The sequence below is a fragment of the Alicycliphilus denitrificans genome, assembly GCF_044792555.1.
Taxonomy (GTDB): Bacteria; Pseudomonadota; Gammaproteobacteria; order Burkholderiales; family Burkholderiaceae_C; genus Alicycliphilus; species Alicycliphilus denitrificans_A.
Genome location: NZ_CP126238.1, coordinates 2,715,595 through 2,730,693, shown reverse-complemented (window position 1 = coordinate 2,730,693; position 15,099 = coordinate 2,715,595). Strand labels below are relative to the sequence as shown.

Below are 15,099 nucleotides of genomic sequence, written 5' to 3'. Positions count from 1 at the left end.
CCTTGGGCTTAAAAACTCTAGGAGACCACAGTGAACACGCATTCCGTCAAACCTACGAACGCGACCAGCGAGCAGCGGCCGGAGGACGAAAACCTGGGCCTGGGCGCCAACCTCGCCTATGGCCTGCAGCATGTGCTGACCATGTACGGCGGCATCGTCGCCGTGCCGCTGATCGTGGCCGAGGCGGCCGGCATGGCGGCCGCCGATACCGGCCTGCTCATCACGGCCTGCCTGTTCATGGGCGGCGTGGCCACGCTGCTGCAGACCCTGGGCATTCCCTTCTTCGGCAGCCGCCTGCCGCTGGTGCAGGGTGTGTCGTTTGCCGGCGTAGCCACCATGGTCAGCATCCTGCAGACCGGCGGTGGCATGCAGGGCATCCTGGGGGCGGTGATGGCCTCGGCCATGCTTGGACTGTTGATCGCACCGGTGTTTTCCAAGGTCACGCGCTTTTTCCCGCCGCTGGTCAATGGCTGCGTCATCACGGTGATCGGCCTGTCGTTGATCCCCGTGGCCGCGCACTGGGCCATGGGCGGCAATGTGCGTGCGGCGGACTACGGCAGCGTGGGCAATATCGCGCTGGCGGGCATTGCGCTGGCGACCGTGCTGCTGCTCTCCAAGCTCGGCAACGCCGCGATCTCGCGCCTATCGATCCTGCTGTCCATCGTCATCGGCACGCTGGTGGCGGCCCTGCTGGGCAAGGCGGATTTTCGCAGGTGGCGCAAGGCGCGTGGTTTGCCCTCCCTGCGCCGCTGCACTTTGGCTGGCCGGTGTTCAACCTGGCGGCCATTCTGTCGATGTTCATCGTCATCCTGGTGATCCTGGTCGAGACCTCGGCCGATGTGCTGGCGGTCGGCGACATTGTGGGTACGCGCGTTGATTCGCGCCGCCTGGGCGACGGTCTGCGCGCCGACATGCTGTCGAGCATTGTCGCGCCGCTGTTCGGCTCGTTCACGCAAAGCGCCTTTGCGCAAAACGTGGGCCTGGTGGCCGTCACCGGCGTCAAGAGCCGCTTCGTCGTGGCCTACAGCGGCCTGATCCTGATCGCCCTGGGCGTGCTGCCCATCATGGGCCGCGTGGTGGCCTGCGTGCCGCCGTCGGTGCTCGGTGGTGCCGGGCTGGTGCTGTTTGGTACGGTGGCGGCCAGCGGCATACGCACCCTGTCCAAGGTGGACTATCAGAACAACATGAACCTGATCGTGGTCGCCACCTCGGTGGGCGCGGGGCTGATTCCCGTGGTCGCGCCCAAGTTTTACGCACAGTTCCCCGACTGGTTCGCCACCATTTTCCATTCCGGCATCAGCGCCACCGCCCTGGTCGCCATCGTGCTCAACCTGCTGTTCAACCACTTCAAGCGGGGCAATTCAGACCAGCAATCAGTGTTTGTCGCGGCCTCGGACCGCACGTTGAGCGCGCAGGTGCTGGCCAGCCTGTATGACGGTGATGTGGTGGTGGACGGCAAGCTCTACGACAAGAGCGGCAAGCTGGTGCCCGTGGCCGGCGCACACGCGCACTGATGAGCTACTGATCGGCCAGCGCCTGCAGCAGCTCGGTCTCGATGCGGATCTGCTGCGCGTTGCTCTGCAGTTCCGTACCCTGCACCAAAAAGGTGTCCTCCACGCGCTCGCCCAGGGTGCTGACCTTGGCCAGCTGCACGTTCAGACCATGGCGCGAGAGCACGCGCGCCACCATGTACAGCAGGCCGGCGCGGTCGCTTGCCGAGATGCTGATGAGCCAGCGCTGGGCCTTTTCGTCGGGGCGCAGCGTGACGCGCGGCGCGATGGGAAAGCTCTTGACGCGGCGCGAAACGCGCCTGCGTGCCGGCTCGGGCAGCGCTCCTTGGTCCTCGATGGCGCGCTGCAGGTCGTTTTCGACCATATGGATGAGCTCACGGTAGGCGCCAGGCTGGTTTGCAGCCACGACCTGGAAAGTGTCCAGCGCGTGGCCGTTGCGTGCCGTGTGCACGCGCGCGTCCAGGATGGAGAAGCCCGCGCGGTCGAAGTAGCCGCAGATGCGGGCGAACAGGTCGGCCCGGTCCGGGGCGTAGACCAGCACCTCCAGCCCCTCCCCGGCCAGCGACAGCCGGGCGCGCACGATGGCCCGCGTACTGCCCACATGGCGCGAGAGGTGGCGCGTGTGCCAGGCGATGTCGGGCGCCTCGTGGCGCATGAAGTAGCTCACGTCCAGCGTCTCCCACAGGCGCTTGTGCGCCTCGTGCGGCAGCGCGCTCAGGGCCAGCAGGATCAGCGCCTCGCGCTTGCGCGCCTCGATCTCGGCGGCTGGGTCGGGCGCGCGCCCGCCCAGCACGCGCAGCGTGGCGCGGTACAGGTCTTCCAGCAGCTTGCCCTTCCAGGCATTCCAGACCTTCGGAGATGTGCCGCGAATGTCGGCCACGGTGAGCAGGTACAGGGCGGTGAGGTAGCGCTCGTTGCCCACGCGCTTGGCGAACGCCGCGATCACGCCGGGGTCGGACAGGTCCTGCTTCTGCGCTACCTGGCTCATGCTCAGGTGCTCGGCGACGAGGAATTCGATGAGCCGCGCATCCTCGCTCTCTACGCCATGCGCGCGGCAAAAGCGCCGCGCCTCCTGTGCGCCGATCCGCGAATGGTCGCCGCCGCGGCCCTTGCCGATGTCGTGGAACAGCGCCGCGACGTACAGGATCCAGGGCTTGTCCCAGCCCGCGGCCAGCTGCGAGCAGAACGGGTATTCGTGCGCATGCTCGGCCATGAAGAAGCGCCGCACGTTGCGCAGCACCATCAGGATGTGCTGGTCCACCGTGTAGACGTGGAACAGGTCGTGCTGCATCTGGCCGACGATGCGCCTGAAGGGCCACAGGTAGCGCCCCAGCACCGAGGTCTGGTTCATGAGCCGCATGGCGTGCGTGATGCCGCGCGGCTGGCGCAGGATCTGCATGAACAGCGCGCGGTTGGCCGGGTCGCGGCGAAAGCCCCCGTCCATCACGGCGCGCGCGTTGTAGAGCGCGCGCAGCGTGCGCGCCGACAGATCCTTCAGGCCCAGCGTGCTCTCGTAGAGCAGGAAGGTCTCCAGGATGGCGTGCGGGTGCCGCTCGTACAGGTCGTCGCTGGCCACCTCGATCAGCCCGGCCTTCTCGAAGAAGCGCGGGTTGATGGGGCGCGGCTCGTGCGTCGAGGGGTTGAGCCGCTCCTCGATACCCAGCAGCAGGATCTGGCTGAGCTGCGACACGGCCTTGGCGGCCCAGTAGTAGCGGCGCATCAGCGTTTCGCTGGCGCGCATGGCCAGGCGCCGGCCGTCCGGCGCCGTGGAGCGGTAGCCCAGGCCCTCGGCCACGGCTGTCTGCATATCGAATACCAGGCGGTCCTCGCGCCGCCCGGCCAGCAGGTGCAGGCGCGCGCGGATCAGGAGCAGCAGCGCCTCGTTGCGCTCGATCTGCCGCACCTCGAAGGGCGTGGCCAGGCCGTTGGCCGCCAGCTCGCGCCAGTTGCGGCCCAGGCCTGCGGCGCGGGCGGTCCACAGGATGAGCTGCAGGTCGCGCAGGCCGCCGGGTGACTCCTTGCAGTTGGGCTCCAGCGCGTAGGGCGTGTCTTCGTACTTGGTGTGGCGCTGGCGCATTTCCAGCGTCTTGGCGACCAGGAAGGCGCGCGGATCCATCTGCGCGTCATAGCGCTGGCGGAACTCCTCGAACAGCGCAGCGCTGCCGCACAGCAGGCGCGATTCCAGCAGCGCAGTCTGCACCGTCACATCGGCGGCGGACTCGCTCAGGCATTCGCCCGCGGTGCGCACGCTGGAACCTATCTCCAGGCCCGCATCCCAGCAACTGCCGATGAAGGCCTCGATGGGCTGGCGCGCCGCGTCGTCGGCCGCCGCCGTACCGTCGGGCAGCAGCAGCAGCACATCCACGTCGGAATGCGGGAACAGCTGGCCACGGCCATAGCCGCCCACGGCCACCAGCGCCCAGCCCGGCGGCAGCTGAGCGCGCGTCCATAGCCGGCACAGCAAGCCGTCGGCCAGCGCGGAGAGCTTGCGCAACAGGCTGCGGATGCCGCGCGTGGAGGCGCCGGGCACCTGCAGCCTGGTCAGCAGGGCGTCCTTGTCCCGGCGGTAACCGTCGCGCAGCGCGTGCAGCGCGGCGGGATCGGCAGATGGTGGCTGGGACGATGGCATGAGGCAGGAGTCGTATGCGCCAGCCCCGTGCTCAGGTGGTGGTCGTAGTCACGAAGGAGGGCAGGGCGGGCGATCCGGTCGAGAGCGTGAGCACGTCGTAGCCCGTGGGCGTGACCAGCACCGTGTGTTCCCACTGCGCCGACAGGCTGCGGTCCTTGGTGATGATGGTCCAGCCGTCGTTGCCCAGTTCCTTGATGTCGCGCTTGCCCTGGTTCAGCATGGGCTCGATGGTGAAGGTCATGCCCGGCACCAGTTCCTGGCCGGTGCCGGGGCGGCCGTAGTGCAGCACCTGGGGGTCTTCGTGGAACTTCTGGCCTATGCCGTGGCCGCAGAACTCACGCACCACCGACAGGCCGTGGCCCTCGGCAAATTTCTGGATGGCGTGGCCGATGTCGCCCAGGCGTGCGCCGGGCTTGACCTGCTGTATGCCCAGCCACATGGCCTCATAGGTCAGGGACGACAGCCGCCTGGCGGCGATCGAGCATTCACCGATCAGGTACATGCGGCTGTTGTCGCCGTACCAGCCATCCTTGGTGATCACCGTCACGTCCACATTGACGATGTCGCCCTTCTTCAGCGGCTTTTCGTTCGGTATGCCGTGGCACACCACATGGTTGACCGAGGTGCACAGGTGACCGGGGTAGGGCGGGTAGCCCGGTGGCTGGTAGCCGACGGTGGCGGACACGGTGCCTTGGGCTGCCATGCACTCGGCGCCCAGGCGGTCGATCTCCAGGGTGGTGATGCCAGGCTTGATATGGGGTGCTATGTAGTCCAGCACTTCGGATGCCAGGCGGCAGGCCTCGCGCATGCCGGCAATGCCCTGGGAGTCTTTGATGGTGATGCTGCTCATGGCGGAAATTATCCCATTCGCATTTACCCCCTGCAGACGCTTGCCCACCCCGCCTGCGCGGCAAGGTGGTCGCCGTTAAAATGTCGGGTTACCACGCATACGCGCCGCCGGGCGCGGTGGCCCCATTCAGCGGCCATCCGCGCCCTGCGGCAGCAAAGCCTTTTCCTCCCACCACTCCAGGCCGCCATACCGTGACCTTGCACATCACCCAGCTGGAGGGCGGCAATGCCCTCAGCACCTTTCGCGCCCAGCAACTGCTGCCCCAGCTGCAGGCCATCCACCCCAAGATCGAAGGCCTGGCCGCGCGCCATGTGCACCTGGTGGCGCAGGACGCCGCCCCTACTCCCGCCGCGCTGGAGCGGCTGACCGCGCTGTTGGCCTATGGCGACCCCTACGCCGGCCCGCAGGATGGCGTGGTGCTGCTGGTCACGCCGCGCCTGGGCACGGTCTCGCCCTGGGCCTCCAAGGCCACCGATATCGCCCACAACTGCGGCCTGGCCGTGCGCCGTGTGGAGCGCATCACCGAGTACCGCATCAGCCTCAAGAGCGGACTGCTTGGCGGCAAGCCCGAGCTGGATGCGGCACAGCTGCAGCAGGTCGCGGCGCTCTTGCACGACCGCATGACCGAATCGGTGGTCGCCTCGCGCGCCGAAGCCGAGCGGCTGTTCACCGAGCTGCAGGCCGAGCCCATGGCCTTCGTCGATGTACTGAAGGGCGGCCGCGCCGCCTTGGAGGCCGCCAACAAAGCCTGGGGCCTGGCGCTGGCCGACGACGAAATCGACTACCTGGTCGCGGCCTTCACGGGCCTGGCGCGCAACCCCACGGACGTGGAACTGATGATGTTCGCCCAGGCCAACAGCGAGCATTGCCGCCACAAGATCTTCAACGCCCAGTTCACCATCGACGGCGTGGCGCAGGAGAAAAGCCTGTTCGGCATGATCCGCAACACCGAGGCCGTCTCGCCCCAGCACACCATCGTGGCCTATGCCGACAACGCCTCCATCATGGAGGGCAGCGAGGTCGAGCAGTTTTTTGCAAAATTCAACTCTTTCGCAGATCAGGCAAGCGCACCCAGCTATCAAAAGCGAAGTGGCACCCACCATGTGCTGATGAAGGTGGAGACGCACAACCACCCCACGGCCATCTCGCCCTTCCCCGGCGCCGCCACCGGCGCGGGCGGCGAGATCCGCGACGAGGGCGCGACGGGCCGCGGCTCCGAGCCCAAGGCCGGCCTGACCGGCTTCACTGTCTCCAAGCTCTGGGGCAGCACTGTGGGCCGGCCCGAGCATATTGCCAGCCCCTTGCAGATCATGACCGAGGGCCCGCTGGGTGGCGCGGCCTTCAACAATGAGTTCGGCCGTCCCAACCTTTGCGGCTACTTCCGCGAGTACGAGCAGCAGGTCGGCGAGATCACGCGCGGCTACCACAAGCCCATCATGATCGCGGGCGGCCTGGGCACCATCGACGCGCAGCACACGAAGAAGATCCTGTTTCCCGCCGGCACGCTCCTGATCCAGCTGGGCGGCCCCGGCATGCGCATCGGCATGGGCGGCGGCGCCGCCAGCTCCATGGCCACGGGCACGAACGCGGCCGAGCTGGACTTCGACTCCGTGCAGCGCGGCAACCCCGAGATCGAGCGCCGCGCGCAGGAGGTCATCAACCACTGCTGGGCGCAGGGCGCGGCGAACCCCATCCTCGCCATCCACGACGTGGGCGCGGGCGGCCTGTCCAACGCCTTCCCCGAGCTGACGAATGACGCCGGCCGCGGCGCGCGCTTCGACCTGCGCGCCGTGCAACTGGAGGAATCGGGCCTGGCGCCCAAGGAAATCTGGTCCAACGAAAGCCAGGAACGCTACGTGCTGGCCATTGCGCCTGAATCGCTGGCGCAGTTCACGGCCTTCTGCGAGCGCGAGCGCTGCCCCTTCGCGGTGATCGGCACGGCCACCGACGAGCGCCAACTGGTGCTGGAAGACACGGCCGTGGCCGATGGCGACCAGAAGTACCCCGTGGACATGCCCATGGATGTGCTGCTGGGCAAGCCGCCCAAGATGCACCGCGATGTCAAGAGTGTGCAGCGCAGCTTCGCGCCCATTCAGCTCGATGGCCTGCCGCTGGAGAAGGCCGTCATCGAGGTGCTGGCCCACCCCACGGTGGCCTCCAAGCGCTTCCTCATCAACATTGGCGACCGCGCCGTGGGCGGCCTCACGCACCGCGACCAGATGGTCGGCCCCTGGCAGGTGCCCGTGGCCGACGTGGCCGTGACCCTGGCCGACTACCGCGGCTTTGCCGGCGAGGCCATGGCCATGGGCGAGCGTACGCCGCTGGCCGCCATCAACGCGCCCGCATCCGGCCGCATGGCGGTGGCGGAGGCCATCACCAACCTGCTGGCGGCGCCGATCGAGCTGCCGCGCGTGAAGCTGTCGGCCAACTGGATGGCCGCCTGCGGCGAGCCGGGCGAGGATGCCGCGCTGTATGAAACCGTGAAGGCGGTGGGCATGGAGCTGTGCCCGGCCTTGGGCATCTCCATCCCCGTGGGCAAGGACAGCCTGTCCATGCGCACGCAGTGGAGCGAGGGCGGCGAGGTCAAGAAAGTCACCTCGCCCGTGAGCCTGATCGTCACCGCCTTTGCCACGCTCTCCGACGTGCGCGGCACGCTCACGCCCCAGCTCGATGCACGGGAAGAGGACAGCACCCTGGTGCTCATCGACCTGGGCCGCGGCAAGATGCGCATGGGCGGCTCCATCCTGGGCCAGGTACTGGGCCAGAGCGGCAACGAGGTGCCCGACCTGGACGACGCCAAGGACCTGGTCGCCCTGGTGAACGCCGTGAACACGCTGCGCGCCCAGGGCCAGATCCTGGCCTACCACGACAAGGGCGACGGCGGCCTGCTGGCCACCGTGGCCGAGATGGCGTTCGCCGGCCAGGTGGGCGTGGCGCTGAACGTGGATCTGCTGATCACCGAGGGCGACGGCATCAGCGACAGCCGCATGGACAGCGGCGAGGGCAAGAACTGGGGCGCCCAGGTCAGCGGCCGGCGCGAGGCCCAGACCCTGGCCGCGCTGTTCAACGAGGAGCTGGGCGTGGTGCTGCAGATCCGCACCGCCGACCGCGCCGCCGTCATGCAGACCCTGCGCGAGCATGGCCTGGTCCAGTGCAGCCACACCATTGGCAAGACACGCCCGGCTACGTCGCCCGTGGATGCCGGCAAGGGCGAACTGCAGGTCTGGCGCGACGCCAAGAAGGTATTTGGCGCCACCCTCTCCGACCTGCACCAGGTCTGGGACGCCGTAAGCTGGAAGATCTGCCTGCAGCGCGACAACCCCGCCTGCGCCGACAGCGAGCACGCCGCCATGGGCGACCCGGCCAATCCCGGCCTGCATGTCAGCCTCAGCTTCGACCCGCAGGATGACGTGGCCGCGCCCTACCTGAACCTGGCAAGGCCCAGGGTGGCCGTGCTGCGCGAGCAGGGCGTGAACTCGCATGTGGAGATGGCCTACGCCTTCACCGAGGCCGGCTTCGAGGCCTTCGACGTGCACATGACCGACCTGCAGGCCGGCCGCGCCCGGCTGCAGGACTTTGCCGGCGTGGTCGCCTGCGGGGGCTTCAGCTACGGCGACACCCTGGGCGCGGGCATTGGCTGGGCGCGCTCCATCACCTTCAACGAACGCCTGTCCGAGCAGTTCCAGCAGTTCTTCGGCCGCGCCGACACCTTCGCCCTGGGCGTGTGCAACGGCTGCCAGATGTTTGCCGAGCTGGCCGACATCATCCCCGGTGCCCAGGACTGGCCGCGCTTCACCACCAACCAGAGCCACCGCTTCGAGGCACGCCTGTCCATGGTCGAGGTGCTCGATTCGCCCAGCCTGTTCCTGCAGGGCATGGCCGGCAGCCGCCTGCCCATCGTGGTCTCGCACGGCGAAGGCTATGCCAACTTCGCGCGCCGCGGCAACGCGGACAAGGCGGTAGCGGCCATGCGCTTCGTGGACAACCACGGCCAGCCCACCGAGCAGTACCCGTTCAACCCCAATGGCTCGCCCGGGGGGCTCACGGCAGTGACCACGCAGGACGGCCGCTTCACGGCCATGATGCCGCACCCCGAGCGCGCCTTCCGCAACATCCAGATGAGCTGGACCGACCTGGCCGCCACCGGTGGCCTGGAGGCCCTGAGCCCCTGGATGCGCATCTGGCGCAACGCGCGCAAGTGGGTCGGCTAAGTCTTTCCTAACTCTTAAAACGATAGCCCCTGGCGCTTGTGTATCAAGTGCCAGGGGCTATTTTGTTCATAATGCCAGCTCCTTCTCCCTGGAGTGATTCATGGCCGGTGCCAGCCTTCTGACCCTGCTCGACGACATTGCTTCCATCCTGGACGACGTGGCGCTCATGTCCAAGCTTGCGGCCAAGAAGAGCGCCGCCATGGCCGACGACGTGTCGGTCATGGCCAAGGTCGCGGCGCAGAAGACAGCCGGCGTGCTGGGCGACGACCTGGCGCTGAACGCCCAGCAGGTCACGGGCGTGCGCGCCGAGCGCGAGCTGCCCGTGGTCTGGGCCGTGGCCCGTGGCTCGCTGGTCAACAAGGCCATCCTGGTACCGGCGGCGCTGCTCATCAGCGCGCTTGCGCCCTGGGCCGTGACGCCGCTGCTCATGCTGGGCGGCGCCTTTCTGTGCTTCGAAGGCTGCGAGAAGCTGGCGCACAAGTTCCTGCATTCGGCCGATGAAGATGCGGCGGAACACGCGCGCCATGCCCAGGCCAATGCCGATCCGGCCATGGACCTGGCGGCGCTGGAGAAGGACAAGATCAAGGCCGCGGTGCGCACCGACTTCATTCTCTCGGCCGAGATCATCGCCATCACCCTGGGCACGGTGGCCACCGCGCCGCTGATGCAGCAGGTCGCCGTGCTGGTGGGCATTGCGGCCGTGATGACCGTGGGCGTCTACGGCCTGGTGGCGGGCATCGTCAAGCTCGACGACCTGGGCCTGTGGCTCAGCGGCCGGGCCAGCGGCGCCGCGCGGGCGCTGGGGCGCGGCATTCTGGCGGCGGCGCCGTGGCTCATGAAGACGCTGTCGGTGCTGGGCACGGCGGCCATGTTTCTCGTGGGCGGCGGCATTCTGGTGCATGGCGTGCCGGCGCTGTACCACGCCGTCGAGGGGGTGGGCGCCGCAGTGCTTGGCTGGCCGCTGGGCGGCCTGTGGACGTTGCTGGTGAGCAACCTGCTCAACGCCCTGGCGGGGCTCGTGGCCGGCGCCGTCGTTCTGGCCGGGTGGATGCTGCTGGGGCGCCTGCGCAGTCCCGGCGGGACGCATGAATAGTCTGGAGTGGCTGTCGCTTTCATCACACCCATACACGGCTCATGGTTAAATTTTGATATGAAGCAAAGTTGACCATTTTGCTGGTGGGCCTAATAGGTGTACGGGGGCCGTCCCCGTTCAACCAAGGTAATGAGTCCAATGAAAAAGAATCTGCTGGCACTGGCCATCTTGTGTGCAATGACTTCCGGTGCGGCTTACGCACAGCAACAAGACGGCCAATGGCTGGTACGCGCGCGTGCCGTACATCTTGACAGTGCCAACGGCGGTGCCGCGGGCGCGGCTGGCGTGAGCGTCAATAACAAGTGGATCCCGGAAGTCGATGTGTCGTACTTCTTCTCGCCCAACTTCGCGGCCGAGCTGATCCTGACCTATCCGCAAAAGCATGACGTGCGCCTGAACGGCGGCAAGATCGGCACCCTCAAGCACCTGCCGCCCTCGCTGCTGGGCCAGTACCACTTCACCGGCATGGGCGCGTTCAAGCCCTACGTGGGCGCCGGCATCAACTACACGCGCTTTTCCGGTGTGGACATCGCCGGCGGCGCGCTGACGGTGAAGAAGAACAGCTGGGGCGCGGCGTTGCAGGTTGGCTTTGACTATGCGCTGGACAAGAACTGGTCGCTCAATTTCGACGTGAAGAAGCTCTACATCGACACCACGGTCAGCAACGGCATCGGCAAGTTCAAGGTCGACCCATTGCTGGTGGGTGTGGGCGTGGGCTATCGGTTCTAGTTCTCAAAGGGCCTCTCCGGCTGCGCCGGGGAGGCGGTAGAAGAGGTCCAAAGCAAACCGGCCGCGATAGGAGCGGCCGGTGGTGGTGATGGTGATATGAAGGCTCAGGGCTGGGCCGAGGCGGCGATGGCCGGCATGTCCAAGTCGTTTTGTGCCACGCGGCGGGCACCGTTGAAGCGCCGCGCCCAATAGGCCACCCCCATGTCCTCCACGCGCACCTGGGCGCCCGCGCGCGGGGAGTGGATGAACTTGCCATCGCCCAGGTAGATGCCGACATGGCTGAAGGTGCGGCGCATGGTGTTGAAGAACACCAGATCGCCGGGCTGCAGGTCTTTCTTGTCGATGACCGCGGTGGCTGCGGCCTGCTCGCTGGCCTTGCGCGGCAGCACCATGCCCTTGGCCTGCTCGTAGATGGTGCGTACGAAGCCGCTGCAATCAAAACCGGTTTCGGCGCTGTTGCCGCCGCGGCGGTAGGGCACGCCGATGAAGCCCATGGCCGTGGAGACCAAATCCGAGGTGCGGCCGGCGACGGTGTGGCGCATTTCCTGCAGCTGCACGATCAGGCCGCGGTCGGCCAGCAAGCGTTCCATCTCGTCGGGAGGAGAGGCGTAAGCATTTGCACTAAGCAGTAGCAAAACGATGAACCGACGAAACATGGAGAGCGAGGGTAACACGGGGAGCCGTTTAACTTGCCGGCAGATGGTTTCAGATTGTTGATTTGTGTTACTTGTAATAATCCAGCGTCAGGGCGAGGTGAATTTATTGGTGATACCGGTAAGGCAATTGGTATTTGCCCTTGATTTCCCCTGTTTCTCGGTAGATTGATTGGATCAGTTCATGGTGCAACTTTGTGTGACTATGATGCGTTCCTCCTGCGAGGCATCCACGCTCTAATTCCCCGTTTCTCCTGACCATGTTTCAGCATTCCATTGGGCGGTTCGCACTCCGGCTTTGGCTTCCTGGCGTGGCAGTGGCATTGGTGGGTTGCCTGACCAGTTACGCGCTGTGGCAGCAGCAGCAGGCGTCTGTAGACGCCATCGCCGAGTTGCGTTTCGAGCAGGAAACGCGTCCGTTTGCCGATGCGCTGCAGCGGCAGATGGAGTCGCATACCGACCTGCTGCAGGGCCTGCGTGGCCTGTTCACCATCAAACCGCAGCTGCGGCGCGCTGAATTCGAGCGCGTGGCCAGCGAACTGAATCTGGTGAGCAACCACCCCGGCGTGAAGAACATCCACTTCACTCGTTATGTGCCGGGGGCGCAGCGCGCGGCCTTCCAGGCGCAGACCCGCAGCGACCCTCATATGGACGGCAGCCTGCCCGTCGACTTTGCCATTCACCCCGAGCAGGAACGGGCGGAATATTTCGTCATCGAATTCCTCTGGCCCCAGGCCGGCAATGCCGGGGTGCTGGGGCTGGAAATCCATCCTCAGCCCAGCAACCTGGAGGCCATGGGGCGTGCGCGCGACGGCGAGGTGTTGGTGGCATCGGCGCCCTTTGACCTGATCCAGGAGAGCGAGCACCGCACCGGCATCATGATCCGCACCCCGGTGTTCGCCGCCGCTGCGCCGGGGCAGCAGGAGGAGGGGCGTTTCCTGGGCTCCGTGGGCGTGAGCGTGCGCATCTACGATGTGGTGCAGGCCTTGCGCCGCGTGGGCCATCTCCAGGACCTGGCGTTGACCCTGTCCGACATCGGTCTGGTTGGCAAAACGGAGGCCGCCCCCGCTCGGCGCCTGTTCGGCATGGACACGCCCACCTACGGCGCCATGCAGCGTAGCCAGGAGATCCAGGTGGGCGGGCGGCGCTGGCTGCTGGAGTTCCGGCCCACGGCCAGCCTGCTGTCACCCCAGGAGCAGCGCCTGCCCTGGATGCGGGGCTTAGGGGGGCTGCTGATCACGGCGCTGCTCACGGCCCTGGTCAGCCTGCTGGTGCTGCGCCGCGCCAGCGCGCTCGAAGACGTGGAGCTGTCCGGCATGGCGCTGCGCGAGAGCGAGGCGCGCTTTCGCGCCGTGTTCAACCAGGCGGCTGTGGGCATGGCCCAGGTCGACCTGAACACGGACAGGCTGATGCGCACGAACCAAAGATTCTGCGACATGCTGGGCTATACCGAGCAGGAGCTGCAGCAGCTGCGCTTTCAGGACATCACCGACCCCGAGGACTTGAGCACCGGTCTGGCGCTGATGGAGCGCCTGCACGCCGGTAAGTTGGGTGACTTCCGCATGGAAAAACGCTACCGCCGCAAGGACGGGAGCGTTGTGTGGGGCGATCTCATGGTCTCGCGCATGAACCTGGCGCACGAGCCAGGCTTTCACCTGGCCGTACTGCAGGACATCAGCGAGCGCAAACGCATGGAGCAGGCGCTGCGGGGTAGCGAGCAGCGCCTGCTCAGCATCCTCAACCACATGCCTGTGGGTGTGAATCTGGTGCAGGATCGGGCCATTGTGTTTCGCAATGACAGCCACGTGCAGATCTGTGGTTATGGTGCACGGGAGGCGCCGGATGTGGACAGCTGGTGGCGCCTGGCGATGCCCGATGCCGCGCAGCGCCTGCACACGCGCGAGGCTTGGCGGGCCGCCTGCACGGCGGCGCGTGACGATGCGAACGGGGCCATTCGCCCGCTGGAATGCGTGATCACCTCCCAGTCTGGCCAGCAACGCACCGTGGAACTGTCGGGGGTGATGCTGCAAGACAGCCATATCGTGACCATGGTGGACCTGAGCCAGCGCAGACAGGCCGAGCAAGAGGTGAACTACCTGGCCAACAACGATCCGCTGACCGGACTGCCCAACCGGCGCCTGCTGCTTGACCGCCTGCAGCAGGCCCTGGCGGTGAGCGCGCGCCACCAGCAGTGTGGCGCGGTGCTGATGCTGGATTTGGACCACTTCAAGCAAATCAACGAGACCCAGGGCCATGACATGGGCGACCGCCTATTGCAGGACGTGGCCGCGCGCCTGCGCCGCTGCATACCCGAGGACGATACGCTGGCGCGTCATGGGGGGGATGAATTCGTCGTCGTGCTCAAGGACCTGGGCGCCAACCCGCAGGAAGCCGCAGCCCATGCCGAGGCCGTGGGCCAGCAACTCCTGGTCGCCATGCGCGAGCCTTTCGCCATCGGCGGTGGCGAGTTGCGCCACAGCACGTTGAGCGTGGGCATCACCATCTTCCAGGGCCTGCGTGAATCGCCAGACGAACTGCTCAAGCGCAGCGACATGGCCATGTACGAGGCCAAGGCGGCGGGGCGCAACGCCCTGCGCTTCTTCGACCCGCAGATGCAGGCCCAGATGTCCGAGCGCGTGGCCCTGGAGAAAGATATGCGCACCGGTCTGCAGGCCGGTCACTTCGAGCTGTACTACCAGCCCAAGATGGTGCGTGGGCGCATCACGGGCGCCGAGGCCCTGGTACGTTGGCGCCACCCGGTCAAGGGCTTCATACCGCCGTCGGAGTTCATACCCTTGGCCGAGCAATGTGGCTTGATCCTGCGCCTGGGGCAATGGGTGCTGCGTGCGGCCTGCGAGCGCCTGGCGCTGTGGAACGCCCACCCGGTGCTGGGCCAGCTGTCGGTGGCGGTGAACGTCAGCCCGCGCGAGTTCCATGAGGCTAGCTTTGTGCCCCAGGTGCTGGAGGCGCTGGCCGGCACGGGCGCCGATGCGCGCCGGCTGCGGCTGGAGCTGACCGAGGGCCTGCTGCTGCAGGACGTGGAGGACACCATTGCCAAGATGGTGCAGCTGCGCGGCTACGGCGTGGGCTTTGCGCTGGACGACTTTGGCACCGGTTATTCCTCGCTGGCTTACCTGAAGCGCCTGCCGCTGCACGAGTTGAAGATCGACCAGAGCTTTGTGCGCGACGTGCTTACCGACCCCAACGATGCGGTCATCGCGCGCACCATCGTCGCCCTGGGCACCAGCCTGGGCCTGCAGGTCGTCGCCGAGGGTGTGGAGACCGAGGCGCAGCGCAGCTTCCTGGAGCGCAGCGGCTGCCACGCCTGGCAGGGCTATCTGCTGAGCCGCCCGCTGCCGGTGCCGGCCTTTGAGGATCTGGTGCTCGAACATGCCCCAGACGAAGCGCCCGAGAAGGTGTGAG

Annotated in this window: 7 protein-coding genes and 1 pseudogene; 5 read left to right on the top strand and 3 right to left on the bottom strand. The window is 66.8% G+C overall.

All coding sequences use genetic code 11. The features are described from left to right. Positions 1 to 30: 30 nt before the first annotated feature. Positions 31 to 1,514, top strand: a pseudogene (locus P7644_RS12980) (nucleobase:cation symporter-2 family protein). Positions 1,515 to 1,518: 4 nt separating this feature from the next. On the opposite strand, the gene P7644_RS12975 reads toward P7644_RS12980, so the two are convergent. Further along, positions 1,519 to 4,140, bottom strand: coding sequence for a [protein-PII] uridylyltransferase (locus tag P7644_RS12975; RefSeq protein ID WP_404299687.1), 2,622 nt, complete (start codon positions 4,138 to 4,140; stop codon positions 1,519 to 1,521). A gap of 31 nt (positions 4,141 to 4,171) precedes the next feature. Further along, a complete protein-coding gene (map, locus tag P7644_RS12970) occupies positions 4,172 to 4,990 on the bottom strand; it encodes a type I methionyl aminopeptidase (protein ID WP_404299686.1) in 819 nt (272 codons plus the stop codon). Between the two features lie 191 nt (positions 4,991 to 5,181). Between map and purL the strand changes: the two genes are divergently transcribed. From purL to P7644_RS12955, 3 genes are all read left to right on the top strand, one after another. After that, positions 5,182 to 9,201: a phosphoribosylformylglycinamidine synthase gene (purL, locus tag P7644_RS12965; protein WP_404299685.1), complete on the top strand. Its 4,020-nt coding sequence runs from the start codon at positions 5,182 to 5,184 to the stop codon at positions 9,199 to 9,201. A gap of 100 nt (positions 9,202 to 9,301) precedes the next feature. Further along, entirely contained in the window at positions 9,302 to 10,294 is a 993-nt protein-coding gene (locus P7644_RS12960; protein WP_404299684.1) for a DUF808 domain-containing protein, read from the top strand. A gap of 138 nt (positions 10,295 to 10,432) precedes the next feature. Beyond that, complete coding sequence (locus tag P7644_RS12955; protein WP_404299683.1) at positions 10,433 to 11,023, top strand: OmpW family protein; 591 nt, start codon at positions 10,433 to 10,435, stop codon at positions 11,021 to 11,023. 104 nt (positions 11,024 to 11,127) lie between these two features. On the opposite strand, the gene P7644_RS12950 is transcribed toward P7644_RS12955, so the two are convergent. Beyond that, positions 11,128 to 11,679, bottom strand: a complete 552-nt coding sequence (locus P7644_RS12950) for a C40 family peptidase (RefSeq protein WP_404299682.1) — start codon at positions 11,677 to 11,679, stop codon at positions 11,128 to 11,130. A gap of 257 nt (positions 11,680 to 11,936) precedes the next feature. On the opposite strand from P7644_RS12950, the gene P7644_RS12945 reads away from it, so the two are divergent. After that, positions 11,937 to 15,098, top strand: coding sequence for an EAL domain-containing protein (locus P7644_RS12945; protein ID WP_404299681.1), 3,162 nt, complete (start codon positions 11,937 to 11,939; stop codon positions 15,096 to 15,098). The last annotated feature ends 1 nt before the right edge of the window (position 15,099 follow it).